The organism is Anaerobacillus sp. QJM3NY_17 (assembly GCF_056173665.1).
This window is the reverse complement of record NZ_CM149685.1, coordinates 883,588-899,171: the sequence shown is the minus strand read 5'-3', so window position 1 is coordinate 899,171 and position 15,584 is coordinate 883,588. Positions and strand designations below refer to the sequence as shown.

Annotated in this window: 18 protein-coding genes; 6 read left to right on the top strand and 12 right to left on the bottom strand. The window is 41.3% G+C overall.

All coding sequences use genetic code 11. The features are described from left to right. Positions 1-86: 86 nt before the first annotated feature. Entirely contained in the window at positions 87-1,415 is a 1,329-nt protein-coding gene (locus AC0VYV_RS04875) for a glycoside hydrolase family 68 protein (protein WP_475366712.1), read from the bottom strand. 34 nt (positions 1,416-1,449) lie between these two features. Next, a complete protein-coding gene (locus tag AC0VYV_RS04870; RefSeq protein WP_475374505.1) occupies positions 1,450-2,760 on the bottom strand; it encodes a glycoside hydrolase family 68 protein in 1,311 nt (436 codons plus the stop codon). Positions 2,761-3,159: 399 nt separating this feature from the next. Here AC0VYV_RS04870 and AC0VYV_RS04865 point away from each other — a divergent pair, with 399 nt between their 5' ends. Next, a complete protein-coding gene (locus AC0VYV_RS04865) occupies positions 3,160-4,509 on the top strand; it encodes a dipeptidase (RefSeq protein WP_475374504.1) in 1,350 nt (449 codons plus the stop codon). A 49-nt stretch (positions 4,510-4,558) separates the two neighbouring features. On the opposite strand, the gene AC0VYV_RS04860 is transcribed toward AC0VYV_RS04865, so the two are convergent. The 4 genes from AC0VYV_RS04860 to AC0VYV_RS04845 all read right to left on the bottom strand — a co-directional run bounded on the left by AC0VYV_RS04860 (position 4,559) and on the right by AC0VYV_RS04845 (position 6,932). Beyond that, entirely contained in the window at positions 4,559-4,897 is a 339-nt protein-coding gene (locus AC0VYV_RS04860) for a hypothetical protein (protein ID WP_430243650.1), read from the bottom strand. 16 nt (positions 4,898-4,913) lie between these two features. Continuing rightward, on the bottom strand, positions 4,914-5,183 hold the full coding sequence (rpsN, locus tag AC0VYV_RS04855) for a 30S ribosomal protein S14 (RefSeq protein WP_404682878.1): 270 nt from the start codon (positions 5,181-5,183) through the stop codon (positions 4,914-4,916). Positions 5,184-5,423: 240 nt separating this feature from the next. After that, positions 5,424-5,759, bottom strand: a complete 336-nt coding sequence (locus AC0VYV_RS04850; protein WP_430243652.1) for a potassium channel family protein — start codon at positions 5,757-5,759, stop codon at positions 5,424-5,426. Between the two features lie 168 nt (positions 5,760-5,927). Beyond that, on the bottom strand, positions 5,928-6,932 hold the full coding sequence (locus AC0VYV_RS04845; protein ID WP_475374503.1) for an SDR family oxidoreductase: 1,005 nt from the start codon (positions 6,930-6,932) through the stop codon (positions 5,928-5,930). 174 nt (positions 6,933-7,106) lie between these two features. Here AC0VYV_RS04845 and AC0VYV_RS04840 point away from each other — a divergent pair, with 174 nt between their 5' ends. After that, on the top strand, positions 7,107-7,577 hold the full coding sequence (locus tag AC0VYV_RS04840; RefSeq protein WP_430243655.1) for a nucleoside deaminase: 471 nt from the start codon (positions 7,107-7,109) through the stop codon (positions 7,575-7,577). A 44-nt stretch (positions 7,578-7,621) separates the two neighbouring features. Here the strand turns inward: AC0VYV_RS04840 and AC0VYV_RS04835 are convergent, their stop codons facing one another. Next, on the bottom strand, positions 7,622-7,864 hold the full coding sequence (locus AC0VYV_RS04835) for a DUF6007 family protein (RefSeq protein ID WP_475373360.1): 243 nt from the start codon (positions 7,862-7,864) through the stop codon (positions 7,622-7,624). 154 nt (positions 7,865-8,018) lie between these two features. Here AC0VYV_RS04835 and AC0VYV_RS04830 point away from each other — a divergent pair, with 154 nt between their 5' ends. Then, complete coding sequence (locus AC0VYV_RS04830; RefSeq protein ID WP_194220463.1) at positions 8,019-8,306, top strand: hypothetical protein; 288 nt, start codon at positions 8,019-8,021, stop codon at positions 8,304-8,306. A 76-nt stretch (positions 8,307-8,382) separates the two neighbouring features. On the opposite strand, the gene AC0VYV_RS04825 is transcribed toward AC0VYV_RS04830, so the two are convergent. Further along, on the bottom strand, positions 8,383-9,048 hold the full coding sequence (locus tag AC0VYV_RS04825) for a type 1 glutamine amidotransferase domain-containing protein (protein ID WP_475366707.1): 666 nt from the start codon (positions 9,046-9,048) through the stop codon (positions 8,383-8,385). A 152-nt stretch (positions 9,049-9,200) separates the two neighbouring features. On the opposite strand from AC0VYV_RS04825, the gene AC0VYV_RS04820 reads away from it, so the two are divergent. Beyond that, on the top strand, positions 9,201-9,719 hold the full coding sequence (locus AC0VYV_RS04820) for a DUF2202 domain-containing protein (protein WP_475366706.1): 519 nt from the start codon (positions 9,201-9,203) through the stop codon (positions 9,717-9,719). Between the two features lie 180 nt (positions 9,720-9,899). Here the strand turns inward: AC0VYV_RS04820 and AC0VYV_RS04815 are convergent, their stop codons facing one another. Further along, entirely contained in the window at positions 9,900-11,105 is a 1,206-nt protein-coding gene (locus tag AC0VYV_RS04815; RefSeq protein WP_430243666.1) for an MFS transporter, read from the bottom strand. A 217-nt stretch (positions 11,106-11,322) separates the two neighbouring features. Further along, positions 11,323-11,745: a flavoprotein gene (locus AC0VYV_RS04810; protein WP_475368508.1), complete on the bottom strand. Its 423-nt coding sequence runs from the start codon at positions 11,743-11,745 to the stop codon at positions 11,323-11,325. 145 nt (positions 11,746-11,890) lie between these two features. Between AC0VYV_RS04810 and AC0VYV_RS04805 the strand changes: the two genes are divergently transcribed. After that, the gene (locus tag AC0VYV_RS04805) at positions 11,891-13,465 is read left to right on the top strand and encodes a peptide chain release factor 3 (protein WP_430243669.1); all 1,575 of its coding nucleotides are present in this window, start codon (positions 11,891-11,893) and stop codon (positions 13,463-13,465) included. A gap of 41 nt (positions 13,466-13,506) precedes the next feature. Here the strand turns inward: AC0VYV_RS04805 and AC0VYV_RS04800 are convergent, their stop codons facing one another. Further along, positions 13,507-13,836: a winged helix-turn-helix transcriptional regulator gene (locus AC0VYV_RS04800; RefSeq protein WP_475366703.1), complete on the bottom strand. Its 330-nt coding sequence runs from the start codon at positions 13,834-13,836 to the stop codon at positions 13,507-13,509. Between the two features lie 124 nt (positions 13,837-13,960). Here AC0VYV_RS04800 and AC0VYV_RS04795 point away from each other — a divergent pair, with 124 nt between their 5' ends. Next, positions 13,961-14,782, top strand: coding sequence for an STAS domain-containing protein (locus AC0VYV_RS04795; protein WP_430243673.1), 822 nt, complete (start codon positions 13,961-13,963; stop codon positions 14,780-14,782). Between the two features lie 85 nt (positions 14,783-14,867). Here AC0VYV_RS04795 and AC0VYV_RS04790 read toward each other — a convergent pair whose 3' ends face one another. Continuing rightward, positions 14,868-15,566 carry a Type 1 glutamine amidotransferase-like domain-containing protein gene (locus AC0VYV_RS04790; protein WP_475374502.1) on the bottom strand — a complete coding sequence of 233 codons (699 nt, stop codon included), beginning with the start codon at positions 15,564-15,566 and terminating at the stop codon, positions 14,868-14,870. Positions 15,567-15,584 lie beyond the last annotated feature (18 nt).

Sequence of the window (15,584 nt, the reverse complement as noted above, 5' to 3'; positions counted from 1 at the left end):
CTCCTGTCCATCGAGTTTACGAATAGGATATCTCTGAATAAAAAAGTAACTGCCGAAGTGTGTCCCCCGACAGTTACCATAAAAGATTATTTAAATACGCCAGCATCCATTTCTTTCACAATCTTCGTTTCATCATTATGAATGGAAAGTTTAAGAGATGGTGCTAGTGTGCCACCAAAGTGGTCAAATTGGTACTGCTCTGATTGCGCTCCAAGTTCATCGATCGTTAAGCCATTTAGGTCATAGAAGTTCGCAAAGCTAACCACTGTGCCATTCGGCATTACCATCCATGAGTACGTTTGATATGGTTCATTCTCTGGATTCGCTACAACAAGACCACTACCGTTAAGAGGTTCATAGTCCGCTGTTAGAGAGTTTGATACGAAGCCATAGAGACCATCTGGACCATTCGTTCCAGGAGCGAATTTGTTCTTGTGCGTATCAGTGAAAAGGTAATATTTATTCCCTTTTGTCACGATATGCGGACGCTCAAGTTCCTGATTCAGGCTGTTCGCTTCCATCAACGGAGGCATGATTTCAAACTCAGTGTAGTCATCGTTCTCTGCTTTTGCGATACCAATGCTACCGTTAAAGAGCTTTGATACTTCTGGTACTTCGTCTACAGTAGCGAAGTCTTCAGAACCAATGTGTTCTTGTTCAACCGAGCGCTCTGCAGGCGTGCCTCCGGAATTTCCTTCAAACAAAATATAATCTTCGCCTGTTTTAGGATCTTCGAAGAACCATGGATCACGGAATGCATAAGCGATGTCGCCCTGCTTACTTTGTTCCATTGTCTGGTAGTATTCGCCATCTGGCTCAAGAATCACTTCATGATCAGACCAGTTTGTAAATTCGACTCCTTTTTTCGATGCATCCACATCAGCAGAAGCTTTTACAAGACGCTGTTCATAAGTCAATTGCTCTTCGCCTTTACGACCAGTTGCCGTATAGAAGAAATTGATTTCGCCGTCTTCAATCATGGCAGAACCTGCCCATTGACGTGAACCTAGTGCCTGTTCTTCATTGAAAACAGTTCCACCAAGCTCCCAGTCCTTACCATTCTTTGAAACGAAATAGCGGATTTCAGCGATATCATGACGCTTACCAGGCAATACATCACTTGGTGCTGTCAGTGAGAAGATCACTTTATATCCGTTCACAGTTGCGATGGAGCCATCCTTTTTTCGAAGAGGCCACGTATCCCAGATATGATAATCTGGCGCAATCTGCTCAAGATCTTTTGTATTAATTTCAGGTGCTGTATTATCCTTGTTTTGCACAATCTTTGCTGCATCTTCTCTTGTCCAGTTCGACGTTTCGCTCTCAGCCGCAAAGCCTGTTGCCGGAGCAAAGCTTGAAAACAGGGTAGCGAATCCGAGTACGGAAGTCGCTACTGTTTTTGAAAACTTATTCATGTTTGTAAGTCTCCTTTAGTCTGGTTTCCCAGTTTTAGTGTGATGGCATGATTTGCCCTGGCTTAAGTGCGCCGTTTACTTTTGTTTCGTTACCATGGATCGAAAGTTTAAGCGTTGGTGCAAATGTACCGCCATATTGAAGCTCACCATTTTCATCACGATACTCATTTACAAAGCTAATAACTGTACCGTTCGGCATAACTGCATGAGAGTATGTCATGAAAGGATCATCTTCAGGGTTTGCTACAACAAGACCGTTGCCGTTAAGCGGCTCGTAGTCTCCTCGAAGAGAATCATTCGTAAAGCCATAAAGACCATCAGGACCAGTTAATCCAGGAGCAAACGTAAATTTATGTGTGATTGTGAAGAGGTAGTAGTCTCCGCCTTTAACAAGAAGGTGAGGACGTTCAAGCTGCTGGTTAACACCGTTTGCTTCAAGTAGTGGTGGAAGCAATTCAAAGTCTGTTAGATCTTCATTCTGTGCTTCAGCAATCCCAACGTTCCCGTTGTAATCTTCAGCGCCAGCTGGTACATCGTGAGAAGAACGGAAATCAGCATCGCCAATGTTTTCTGGATCAAGTGACTTGTCGTCTCCAGCTGTATTTCCTTCAAAGATTAAGTATTCTTTTCCTGTCTTAGGGTCCTGGAAGAACCATGGGTCACGGAATGAATAAATGATATTACCAGTTTTTTGTTCTTGCGTTTCATAGTACTCACCGTCTGCTTCAGCAAGAATTTCGTGTTCGCCAAAGTTGCTTAGTTCAACAGATTTTGATTTCTTATCTGCTTCGATATCAAACGTTGTTTTCGCAAGACGCTGTTCAAATGTTGTTTGTTCTTCGCCTTTACGTCCAGTTGCTGTATAGAAAAGGTGTATCTTTCCATCGTCATCCATCATAGCTGATCCTGCCCATTGGCGAGCACCTAGTGCATCTTCTGAATCATAAGCAAGTCCGCCCATCTTCCAATCTTTCCCGTTCTTCGAGTAGAAGTAGCGAATTTGAGCTTCGTCATGTCGGCCACCCCATGTATATTCTCTAGATGCTGTAAGTGCAAAAACAACCTGGTAACCGTTTATCTGAGCAATTGATCCATCACGGTTACGTAGCGGCCATGTATCCCAAACCCAATAGTCTGGAGCGACTTCATCTACATTGTCAATGTTAGGTGCAGTGTTATCTTTTGATAAGTCATAATCCTGCGCATCTTGACGTGACCATACAGCTGTTTCAGCTTCATTTTCAGCTGCATTCGTTGTTAATGGTGTACCTGCAAATCCACTTACTAGCATAATTGTCGATAGTGCAATCCCCTTAAAAACAGAAGACTTTTTCACGTTCCCCATCTGCCACACTCCTCAAAATTTTAGTTGATTGTTTCGTTCGCCATAACTGTATGGAAAATATGTGAACACGTCAACAAGCTCGAAAAGTCACATTTCATACACAACTTTTGATACGTAAACCCTACTCTCACAGAAAAGAAAGCGGTTTGCAATCGTGTATTGAAAAGGTTTCCAAACCAAAAATAAATAGTTCTTTCGTATCAGGAATCGATTCCACATGGAGGTATTTAGACTCACTCAATATGACAACTAATTAATGTGAATGTAATAATTTTAATCTTAAATTCAAGGCACTGTTATCAGTTTACCTTTTTTATCCATCATTATAATACGCTTCAATGTAAAAATAAGCCACACTCGACTATAATAAGGACAACATAATAGAGGAGGAAAACCTATATGCAAAAAGCCATCGAACAACATAAAAATGCGTTTCTTAACGAGCTAGAAGAATTTCTAAAAATCCAAAGTATTTCAGCCGTTCCCACCCATAAGTCAGACGTTCAAAAAGGGGCTGAGTGGGTCGCAAATTCTTTAGAAAAAGCTGGCATGGAAAACATTGAAGTCATCGAAACAGACGGCCATCCGATCGTTTACGCCGACTGGCTTTATGCGGAAGATCAACCGACAATTCTTATCTATGGCCATTATGATGTACAGCCTGCTGACCCACTCGAACTTTGGGAAACACCGCCATTTCAACCCGTTATTCGTGATAATAAGATCTATGCCCGCGGTGCAACGGATGATAAAGGGCAGCTGTTTATTCATATCAAAGCGGTGGAACTGCTGATGCAAGAAGATAACAAGCTACCCGTCAATGTGAAGTTCTGTATAGAAGGTGAGGAAGAAATCGCAAGTCCACATCTTGGACTTTTTATTGAAGAAAACACTGATAAGCTCGCTGCTGACGCGGTTGTGATTTCAGATACTTCTTTTATTAAAGAAGGATTACCTGCCATTTGTACGTCTCTACGCGGCGCCCTTGCGATGGAGGTGAAGGTGAAAACAGCGAATACTGATTTGCATTCAGGAGTTTATGGTGGCGGCGTTCCAAACGCGGTTCATTCCCTTGTTCGGCTACTCGATAGTCTTCATAGCGAAGATGGATCCATTGCTGTTGAAGGATTTTACGAAGGGGTACCAGAACTAACAGAAGAATTAAGAGAAGAGATTGCTCGTATTCCATCTGATGATGAAGCGATGAAGCAAGAGCTCGGACTAACTTCCTTATTTGGTGAGAAAGGATTCTCCTTCAAGGAACGGACAGGCATTCGCCCGACGCTCGAATTGAACGGCATTTCAGGTGGCTACCAGGGTGATGGAATTAAGACGATTGTTCCATCAGAAGCAACTGGTAAAATTAGCTGTCGTCTCGTTGGGAAGCAGGATCCTCAGCACATCTACGAATTAATTGAAAAACACCTGCTCGAGCATCAACCTGCAGGTACTACGATGACCGTTAATCAATTTATTCAAGCACGCCCAGTCTCGCTTGATTCGAATGATCCTATGATTCAAAAAGCGGCCGATGCTTATGAAAAAGTATACGGCGAGCGCGCTCTCTTCCCTAAAGAAGGGGGATCAATACCAATCGTAGAAGTGTTCGCTCGCGTTCTCGAAGCACCCGTCGTCCTTATGGGCTTCGGCTTACCATCAGAAAACTTGCATGCTCCAAATGAACATTTTCACATTGATAATTTCACAAAAGGAATTGAAACGGTTTGTACCTACTTCAAATCACTGTAGTTCCTAATGAAAAAGAGAGGCGGCTCGATTGCGAGCTGCCTCTCTTCATTTAGAACGTGAGATAACCTTTTATGACTCTTTTTCCACTTGAAGGTTGCTCCAACCATTTCATACGCTGAAGCTTTTCATCCAATCTTGCGGCAATCTTCCATTCAATCCGATGCATCATTGTTCTCGCCTTATAAGCTGAGATACCAAACTCATTAGCTGCTTCATGATATGGGGAATACTTTTTCAGAAGGTTAAGGTATTGATCCGGTGTAGCCGCTGATTGTATTAACCTAACTTCCAGTTCATCGATGAACTGATAGAGGGCTTTCTCCTTCTCAGGGAGCTTCGCCACGATATCACGAACGAGCATCTTCAACAAATGTTCATTGCACTCCATATCTTCCCCTACCCTTTTACCAGCTTGACTTCTTCACCCCAGGAATCTGCCCCTTATGAGCATATTCACGAAACGCAATTCTAGACATTTTAAATTTCCTTAAATACCCCTTCGGACGACCAGTTACTTCACACCGATTATTCAAGCGTGTTGGTGATGAATCACGTGGGAGCTTTCGTAACGCTTCAAAATCTCCTTTTGCCTTCAATTCATTTCGTAGCTCAGCATACTTCATGACGAGCTCCTGCCGCTTTTGTTCTTTTACTACTTTCGATTTCTTAGCCAACCTAATTCATCCCTTCATCTATTCTAATTTATGCTATTCGTTTTGGCACCGTGCATAGAGCAATTATCCACAACCTATACCAATAGCTCGCTTTTTACAAATCGTAAACATTACGTTTTGTATTATATGCTTGTATTCGTTATAACGCAAGGAATCAAACTCCGCATTGAGTGCGTCCTAATGAATGATAAAAAAAGCCCAACTTCATTTCCAGTTGAGCCCTCCCTTTATCATCACTATCTATAAATCTTGTTTCCTTTTACTTCTCCCCATATGTAAAGCAAGCTTATTAATAAATCCAAGAATTAGACCAACTCCTGTGAATAAATAAATGATCGTGAAAATTTTCCCAAAATCGGTTTGTGGACTAAAATCCCCAAACCCTACAGTTGTTAGCGTAACAACACTAAAGTAAAGCGAATCTAACACGGACCAGCTTTCGACAGTGTGATAGAAAATTGTTCCTGAGACGAGTGTAATCGTTGTAAGAAAGAAAAGAACTTGAAATTCTTTATCCTTTATCGCTTTCCATAATGCTGACAACATCCTCTTTAAAGTAAGAAGAAATGATATCATCTTGACCTCCTTCTGTTTCGTTGATGAAACCGAGTATTCTTCCCTCACATCGTTCAACTACATACAATAGATTATTCTAGCATAACAACAAAAACCTGACGGATCGCCGCCAGGCTCTGTCCTTTTAACTCACTCGGTTAAGATCGCCTCATTTTCGGAGGGGAAAACTCATCGTGATTCTGCCATACGTAAAAGGGCTTTCTCCTTCTCTCTTGTAAGTCCAGCTTTGAATGGGTTCTCATCATTTCGAATGGGTAGCCAGTTTAAAACATCGTGAATCGTTTCTTCAAGAGGACGAAGGCTCAGTCCCTCACGAAGCGCCCGATCAATATTCGTCTCAGCTGCGCTCATTGATTCAGGAAGCCAGAGCGGTAATTCAGTCCACGGCGCTATTTCATTTTCAAGAAGAAACTCTTCGTTTACCCAACGAAAAACCGCATTACTTCCGCTCACCTTTTTACATGACGCAAGCACTTCCCCCATTGTATTCATTCTTTCTCTCCCGGTCACATTGTACGCGCCCGCGACCCTTTGTTCCGTCATTCGCAATACCCAATCAGCAAGGTCTCGCACATCTATGAATTGTACCGGACGCTCAGGGTTTCCTGGCGCTAGAACTTCACCACCCTCGTGAATTCGCTTAACCCAGTAAGTAAAGCGATCTGAATAATCATACGGCCCTACGACGAGTCCAGGTCGAATATGAAGAACCCGGCCACTCAAATTCTTTTCTGCAACAGCTTCACACTTCGCTTTTAGTGCACCATAATGCTCGTTGTAAATCGGTCCAGCTGTTCCTGCCGTGATACGTTCCGCTTCCGTATCTGAGATTTCCTGAAGAGGCGAACTTTCTGTACATGGCTTTTCTCCGAAATCTTGATAAGCTGAAACACTCGATATATATGTATAATGGTTAACCCTATCCTGTAAAAGCTTCGTCGATTTATTCACTGTTCTCGGAATAAACCCTGACGTATCAATTACGGCATCCCACTTTCTTCCCGCTAGACTGGATAAATCTCCATCACGATCTCCGATAATCGTTTCAACCTCTGAAAATTGCTGCTTATTAGTCCCTCTATTAAATAGCGTAACCGTATGTCCATTCTCTAAAGCTCTCTCTGTTACATATCTTCCAATAAAACGTGTTCCACCAAGGATTAATAGCTCCATTCTCATTCCCTCCTTATTTTGTTATAACATTAATCAAAAATTCCCCCCCTCGCTCTTTAGTCGTTAAGAAAACACTTCGCCTTAACATTCCAATCTCCTGTATGGAAATTTATTTGATCAGATAGGGAATGCTGTGGAATATGTCTAATTATTAGTGTACAGGAGTGTGATGAAATGACGGAGAAAGATTGGTTAACACATGCAATCCAGCTAGCATCTATAAGCGTAACTGAACATAACGGCGGGCCATTTGGTGCAATCGTCGTCAAAAATGGCGTTGTTATAGGCGAAGGATTCAATCAAGTGACAACGGATCATGATCCTACTGCCCATGCAGAAGTTGTCGCAATACGAAACGCCTGTCAAAAACTCGGGACGCATCAGCTTGAAGGCTGTGTTGTTTACGCAAGCTGCGAGCCCTGCCCGATGTGCCTTGGAGCAATCTACTGGTCTCGCCCAGACCGTGTATATTTTGCTGCATCGAGAAATGAAGCTGCTGACGCTGGTTTTGATGATGCCGTGATTTATAACGAAATTGAGAAAAAACCTGAACAAAGAACCATTCCGTTTCACCATATTGAAATGGATGAGAAGAACGAACCTTTTCAAAGCTGGGAAAAGCATAAGAATCGAATAGACTACTAAAAAGAAGGATGTGCACTATGCGCATCCTCCTTTTTAGTAATTTATTATCCTCTCTTCACAAACCGCTGAACATACCTTGATATCGTAAACAGACCAATTGTACAACCAAAGAAAATAAATACGTTAATAAAGATGTCGATCAGTCGATCATCAGGCAGATAAGAAAACAACAAAATAGCCGGAAGAAACAATACTACTTCCCATATGGCAATGCCCTTTAATAACCCACGTACATCCAACTGATGATTCATATATCCTTTCACTTCCTTATAGAAATGGTCGTTCAATAATTCTTCCACTTCTTCCTATCGAATACCTCCTCTTTTCGCAGTTAGGTGGAGAAAATTCCAAATTCAAATGACGTTTTACTTGAAAATCATATTTATACCATTCCGTTCATAGCATAGTGTTGTATCAAAATTCGCGAAGGAGGGGATTGAGATGTCTGAGAGAAATTCAACGAAAGAAGATAATATTGTGAAGAAGACATCAAAAACCGCAAGTGATCTTGTGAATAAATCCGCTGACACAGCGAACGATATTGTCAAGTCAGTTAGCGGAGAAGGCGGTCTTGTAGGGAAAGCCGCTGACGCTTCAACAGACTTTGTTAAAAATGTGAGTAAAACAGGGAACAAAGTCGTTGGTAAGTCAGTTGATACGGCCTCTAATGTATTTAAAGGTGCTACTAAAAAGGTTTTCGGTAAGAAAAAAGACAAAGATAAAGAGTAAAAAATATAAACGAAAAGGACTCCGAAACTCGGAGTCCTTTTCGTTTATATTATCTATCTCCTAGGGATCTTAATCATTAGCTAAGTTTCTCGACTACTTCTTTCGCAACACTAGTAGTTGATTGCGGATTTTGACCAGTAATTAAATTACCGTCTATTTGCATGTGATCTGACCAGTTATCTTCTGTAACAAAGTCAGCACCAAGTTCGCGAAGACGAGTTTCCAGTAAGAAAGGCATGAATTGATCAAGCGTTGTTTCTCTTTCTTCATCGTCTGTAAACGCCGTAATCGTTTTACCTGAAACAAGTGGCTTACCATCTGAAAGAGTTACGCCAACGAGTCCAGCGGGACCATGGCAGACAGAAGCAACAATTTTGTTTGATTCATAGAACTCACGAATCAAGTGCTGAAGCTTATCGTTTTCCGGAAGGTCAAACATTGTTCCGTGCCCACCAGGCATAAAGATCGCATCAAAAGTAGACGCGCCAACGATTTTCTCGAGCTTCACTGTATCTTCAAGGTATTTGGCAGTATCGAGAATTTCTTGAGGCGTTTCTCCACCTTCAAGACTGCGATCATCAACAGGCGCTTTTCCGCCTAGCGGACTAGCTACTGTGATTTGATAGCCAAGCTTTTCAAATTCGATATACGCTTCCCCAAACTCTGATAACCAGAGACCTGTCTTATGTCCTTCTTTCATTGTATCTGCGGTTGTAACAACCATTAATATACGTTTGCTCACGACTGTTCCTCCTACTGTAATTTAACACTTTACAGTTAAGATCATATGCTGTTCTTTAAGGGAAATCAAACAAAATGACTTCACCAATTAAAAATTACATAAAACTCCTCTTTTGTAGGAAGGTTAATCAACAAAAAGGCAAGGTGAGCAAATTGAAAAAAGTAGCGATTATTGCGATCATCAGCTTCATTTTCTTCAACTTCAATCTTATTGAAGCGAATGCAGAAGCTCTTCCAGAAGACTACGGTGCAAAAGGAGCACTACAAGACTCTTCCATTACATTGAAGGAAGCCTTAACGTATGCGATTCAGGATGAGTATCTGGCACAGGCAAGATATGATGCTATCATCAAAGAATTCGGTGACATAAGACCTTTCTCTCAAATTAAAATGGCTGAGCAAAGGCACATTACAGCTCTTCTCCCCTTATTTACAAGGTATAACATAACCGCGCCCGAAAATAATGCTAGCCAGTATACAACCACCCCCAAAACGTTAAAAAAAGCGTTCGAATCTGGCGTTCAAGGAGAAGTTGACAACATAGCCATGTATGAGAAATTAGCGGATCTACCCGACCTGCCGCAGGATGTCAAAACCGTTATGACAAGGCTTGGTGATGCCTCAAAAAATCATCTTGCTGCGTTTAAAAAAGGCTTAAGTCAGTATGAATGAATAAACGATCCCTACCACTATATTCGTGGTAGGGATCGCTTTGTTCAGCAATCATTCAATTGTTCCTTCACTAGCAAACTAATGTAATACGAAATGCGGAAATTGGATGAAGATTGACTTAAATTTTTTAGACGCTAAATAGATAGGTTTGAATACTAAAGAACTTTCTACATCATTCTCCTATGCTTTTCTCTCCATAGCTCGTAGCCATCCCGTAAGCGCAACCGCTCCGACAACCATAATGCCGCCAATCCACGGAGTGTGAATCAGACCAATGGAATCAACGATGATGCCACCTACAAATGAGCCAATCGCTATACCAACGTTAAACGCAGCGATATTAAGCGCGGATGCCACGTTAACGGCAGATGGTACATATTTTTCAGCAAGATTCACTACAAGTACTTGCAAACCAGGAACATTCATAAAGGCAAACAAACCCATGAAGAAAATCGAAATTATTCCAGCCACTTTAAATGGAAGGGCAAATGTCATGATAAAGAGAATGATTGCTTGCATCACGAACATCCAAAACAGTGCTTTTAATGGGTTCTTATCCGACGCTTTCCCACCAATGACATTTCCAATCGCTACGGCAACACCATAAACTAGTAAAATCACACTAACAAATTTCGCGCTAAGTCCTGTTACATCTTCAAGTAGCGGAGCTAAATACGTAAAGGCAACGAACGTACCACCGTAACCTAGTGCTGTAATCGCAAATGCTAAGAGTAATTTTCCATTCGTTAAGATCTTCACCTGTTCACTAAATTTCGCTGGCGGTGCTTCTTTTAAATCCTTCGGTACGAGAATCGCACTTGCGATAATCCCAATCACACCAAGAAGAGCGACACCAAGGAACGTTGCTCTCCACCCAAAGGCTTGGCCAATGAATGTACCAAGCGGAACGCCAGTCACGGTTGCAACGGTTAATCCTGTAAACATAAAGGCAATCGCACTTGCCCGTTTATTTTCTGGAACGAGATCTGCTGCAATCGTTGAACCGATTGAGAAGAAAATCCCGTGTGAAAATGCTGTAATAAACCGTGCAACGAGTAGTAAACCGAAGGATGTGGATATTCCCGCTACAAGGTTACCAATGATAAAAACGACCATTAATGACATGAGGAGTGTCTTCCGATTTATTTTTCCAGTTAAAGCAGTTAGAACGGGAGCACCAATTGCTACTCCAATGGCGTAACCTGAAATCAATAAGCCAGCAAGTGTAATCGAAATCGATAAGTCATCTGCTATAGAAGAAAGAAGGCCAACAGGAACAAATTCGGTTGTTCCAATTCCAAATGCACTAATCGCGAGCGCTAAAAGGGCTAGAGTACCACTAGATTTTTCTTTCGAGTGTGACATTGTATGTGTTTGAGAACTCATAAAGCGAATTCCTCCTTGAAATTTTTTAAGTGCCGAGTAGAAAGACGTCTTTTCTCTCAGCTGTACAACTGATTATGCAACCTTCCAAGTCTTTATGTAAGTACGCACTTTGGTGTAATATAGGTACCTGCAAGTGCCTAATGAGTCATAACAAGCTCTCTACACAAAAAAGCTCCTGATAAACGGATCCGTTTATCAGGAGCTTCAAATGTATTAACTATTTTTCTTCCGTCTGAAACGCTGCGATGTGTTCAATCGGAACCCCAGCTTCAATGTAACTTCTCACAAGCTTCCAATTCCCTTGTACCCCTTTTCGAAAAGTATCAAAAAAGACACTCCCAGTTTCACTTTGTTTGCCATCTACCTCAATAGAAGCAAAAATAATCGCAAGCATTTCATTTCGTCGAATTGGAGTGACAGCGAGCTTCTTTAGTACCCACTTCGTTCTGTCTTTTTGAAAAGCCGAAAAAGCTTGATCCCAGCCTTGAATCGACTCCTCATACCCAAAATCATATAGCTCAGATTGGCTTGAGATTTCTCTCGCCTCATACGTATCGCTTATTTTATACTTTATTTCATCTAACGAAGAGTTCCGCCAGCTTGATAGGAAATCATCTAAAAATCCTTCAAATCCACTCATATCGCTCATTCCCCTTTCGCTATTCATTTCGATCTATTTTCATCGAATCCTTTCTCACTATTTTCGTACCCTTCACGCAATAGGAACAACCGTAAGAATATGTTATATTACATAAGAAGTGATATTGAAAGGACTAATTGACATAATGAGTAACCATAAAGAATTACAAGAAGAAATAAAGAAGAGACGGACCTTTGCGATCATCTCTCACCCCGATGCTGGTAAAACGACTTTGACTGAAAAACTTTTGTTCCTTGGCGGTCAGATCCGTTCAACAGGAACAGTTAAATCACGAAAATCATCCAAGTACGCGACGTCTGACTGGATGGAAATCGAGAAACAGCGTGGTATATCTGTTACATCGAGTGTTATGAACTTTAACTACAAGGGACACACGATTAATATTCTGGATACACCAGGACACGAAGACTTCAGTGAAGATACGTATCGTACGCTTCTAGCCGTTGACAGCGTTGTAATGATTATCGATGCTGCAAAAGGTGTTGAGTCTCAAACAAAGAAACTTTTTAAAGTTGTTAGTGAGCATGGTATTCCAATTTTCACGTTCATAAACAAAATGGATCGTCAGGGCCGTGAGCCTTTAGAGCTACTTGAAGAAATTGAAGAAGTTCTTGGCATCGAATCTTACCCTATGAACTGGCCAATCGGTATTGGTCAATCGTTCCAGGGCGTTTACGATCGTCATCAGAAAGCCGTTGAATTCTACGATACAGAAGGCGACAATAAACAGGCGATCCAAATCTCAGATTTAGATGATCCCGTCCTTAAAGAAAAAGCTGGCGAAGATCTTGTTAATCAACTTCAAGAAGACGTCATGCTACTTGATGAAGCAGGTGCAACTTATAGTGAAGAAGCATTGCAATCAGGGAAGCAGACACCAGTTTTCTTCGGAAGTGCGATTTCAAGCTTCGGTGTTCCAACATTCTTAAATCACTTTCTTGATCTTGCTCCTTCCCCAGCTCCTCGCGAGAGCTCTGAAGGCGAAGTAAAGCCCGATGAAGAAACATTCTCAGGCTTTATCTTTAAAATCCAGGCGAACATGAACCCTGCTCACCGTGACCGCGTTGCGTTTTTACGAATTGTATCGGGTACTTTTGAAAAAGGAATGGAAGCATGGCTTGAGCGCACAGGTAAAAGTTTGAAGCTCTCTCAAGGCCAACTTTTCTTTGCCTCCTCCCGAGGTAATGTTGAAAAAGCGTACCCTGGAGATATTGTCGGTCTTTATGATTCAGGAACATATCAAATTGGCGACACGCTCGTAGGCTCTAAAAACGTTTATTCGTTCGGAGCTTTACCAACATTCCCACCTGAGCATTTCGCGAAAGTACGGGCACAAAAAGCGATGAAGCAAAAGCACTTCTACAAAGGTGTGCAACAGCTTTCTGAAGAAGGTGCCATTCAAGTTTATCGGACCGCACACTGGGACGAAATTGTTATTGGCGTTGTCGGACGTCTCCAATTTGAGATTTTTGAATACCGCATGAAAGGTGAGTACAATGTTGATATTCAATTCGATACAATGCCTCACCAGCATGCACGTTGGATTGAAACAGATAATCCGGAAGACAAGGTAGATAGCATTCGTAATATGCTTGTCTATGATCAGCTAAAGCGCCCGGTTCTTCTGTTCCAAAACGACTTTGCTCTAAGATGGTTCCAGGATAAAAATCCCGATATTCCATTAAGAGAATCAAGATAAACCATAATATCCAAAAAGGAGCGTGCATCTGCACGCTCCTTTTAGTTTGCAATCGTTTCTTCTGAACGAGTGCGATGAATCTTTCCCCACTTCTCCATTTCGTGAAGCAGTGGTTCAAGCTCATACCCATATGATGTCAAAGAGTACTCTACCTTGGGAGGGACATCTTTTGATTCTTTACGATTAAGTAGCCCATCCATTTCAAGCTCTTTCAAATGTTTAATAAGCGTTTGATGAGGTATGCGCGGAATCACCTTTTTGATCTCACTAAATCTAAGAGGCTTCTCCACTAATTCTAGCAGCAAAACGGCTTTCCACTTCCCACAGACAACATCAAGTGTCGTTTTCATATCTTCTACAGACCTGTTCAAATTTAAGCTGCACCTCCAGGTATATAGTAATATACTTCTTCACAAAACAGTGCATTGTAGTAAGATAAGCATATATTAAATTTATTTTACCACAAGTAGACCGTAATGCTAGAAGGGAGTTTCTATGTCCGAACAATTTTCTCACTCTATCCATCGCCTAGGACAATCTATTCTACAAAACATAGATGATATCACAGCCAACACTAGACATTTAATTGATATGAACACTCAAGTACAGAGCCTACCAGGTGAGTCATATACTTTCACTGAACAAATTCTAGTTTCACTAGGTGAGTCCATTGAAGCAGGAGAAATTTCTTATCCCTCTGAAGATCTCCAAAGATTTGAAGAGGAAGAAAACTTCCCTGCTTATTTAGATACGATCTTAATGAGCATTACAGCGATGAAAAAGTCGTTACTGACTTATATGGAAGATCACCAACATACATTTTCTTTAACAGTGTCTGACGTTATTACTATATCGAAATTAATAGATCCCTTGATTGATCATTCCATTAACCTTTTTACCGAAAGCTACCTTGATAAGAAAACTCGTAGCCTTCAGAAACAGTATATTCAAGACGATGCACTAACTGTCCCAATCATTAAAATCTCTTCTAAAGTAGCCATTTGTCCGATCATTGGTGAAATAGATGAAAAACGCGCGAATCTCATTCTTGAACGCACGTTAATGGAATCAAGTGCGAAGAAAATCCGCTCTCTGATTCTTGATTTATCAGGCGTAGCCACACTAGATACGATGATGACCCAGCATCTCTTTAAAATCGTTGATTCTCTTGAAGTGATGGGTGTTGAAATTATTGTGACAGGTGTAAGTTCTGATGTCGCTATAGGTGTAGTATCACTTGGACTTGATTTGCAATCTCTTACAATCAAGCAGAACCTAGAAGGTGCATTAAAGTCTTTAGGAATGTTGGAGGGTTAAGCTCCCGACTGTAAAAAAAGAATTCAGAAAAGCCCCATCTCACGCAAAGAGATGGGGCTTTTCTGAGAATCATTTCCTTGTTTTATCATTGTCCGTCTGCACCAAGGTATATGGTTTCAATCTTTTCTTCAGTTGACTCATTTTTATTAACCTTATATGCACTCGCTTCTTTTCTTGAACTGACAGCTACTTTAAGCGATTGGTCAATAAAATGAGCGGCTACTCCATCATCAAGGGCGATTCCTGGTTGCATTTGCGCATTATTAATCATTTGATGATAGGCAGGTTTTCGTTCTTCTTCTCCATCAAAGTGGGGACAGCAACTCCCCTTTAAAAACCCAAGACACTTCAGTGACTCGAGCTTATCTCCATAAGAATCCGTGAGTCCTTCTTCAAACCAACAGATTGCCCCTGCACTAATTCCAGCTAAAATGACGCCTTGCTCCCAGGCTTTCTTCAATGTATGATCTAAGCCCCATTCTTTCCAGAGCACCATTAGGTTTTTGGTATTTCCACCACCAACGTATATTATGTCTTGATTTAATAGAAATTTTTCAATATTTGCACGCGGATTAAATAGAGACAAATGAGAAGGAATACAGAGCTGATTTTCAAAGAAGGCATAGAATTTCGCTATGTATCCTTCCGCATCACCGCTTGCTGTTGGTATAAAACATATCTTAGGTTTCGTACACTTTGCTTGATTAAGAATGTATGCATCTAAGAGTGGGTTATCCTGTTCCATCGAAAAACCGCCGCCTCCCATGGCTATAATTTGCTTCACGTTTCCCTCTTCCTTTCT

Excerpts from the sequence above, each read along its gene's own strand:
- AC0VYV_RS04815 (WP_430243666.1), bottom strand. The coding sequence starts at position 11,105 with ATGAGTTCTCAAACACATACAATGTCACACTCGAAAGAAAAATCTAGT.
- AC0VYV_RS04810 (WP_475368508.1), bottom strand. The coding sequence starts at position 11,745 with ATGAGTGGATTTGAAGGATTTTTAGATGATTTCCTATCAAGCTGGCGG.
- AC0VYV_RS04805 (WP_430243669.1), top strand. The coding sequence starts at position 11,891 with ATGAGTAACCATAAAGAATTACAAGAAGAAATAAAGAAGAGACGGACC.
- AC0VYV_RS04795 (WP_430243673.1), top strand. The coding sequence starts at position 13,961 with ATGTCCGAACAATTTTCTCACTCTATCCATCGCCTAGGACAATCTATT.
- AC0VYV_RS04870 (WP_475374505.1), bottom strand. The coding sequence starts at position 2,760 with ATGGGGAACGTGAAAAAGTCTTCTGTTTTTAAGGGGATTGCACTATCG.
- AC0VYV_RS04850 (WP_430243652.1), bottom strand. The coding sequence starts at position 5,759 with ATGATATCATTTCTTCTTACTTTAAAGAGGATGTTGTCAGCATTATGG.
- AC0VYV_RS04845 (WP_475374503.1), bottom strand. The coding sequence starts at position 6,932 with ATGGAGCTATTAATCCTTGGTGGAACACGTTTTATTGGAAGATATGTA.
- AC0VYV_RS04830 (WP_194220463.1), top strand. The coding sequence starts at position 8,019 with ATGTCTGAGAGAAATTCAACGAAAGAAGATAATATTGTGAAGAAGACA.
- AC0VYV_RS04875 (WP_475366712.1), bottom strand. The coding sequence starts at position 1,415 with ATGAATAAGTTTTCAAAAACAGTAGCGACTTCCGTACTCGGATTCGCT.
- AC0VYV_RS04865 (WP_475374504.1), top strand. The coding sequence starts at position 3,160 with ATGCAAAAAGCCATCGAACAACATAAAAATGCGTTTCTTAACGAGCTA.
- AC0VYV_RS04860 (WP_430243650.1), bottom strand. The coding sequence starts at position 4,897 with ATGGAGTGCAATGAACATTTGTTGAAGATGCTCGTTCGTGATATCGTG.
- AC0VYV_RS04840 (WP_430243655.1), top strand. The coding sequence starts at position 7,107 with ATGACGGAGAAAGATTGGTTAACACATGCAATCCAGCTAGCATCTATA.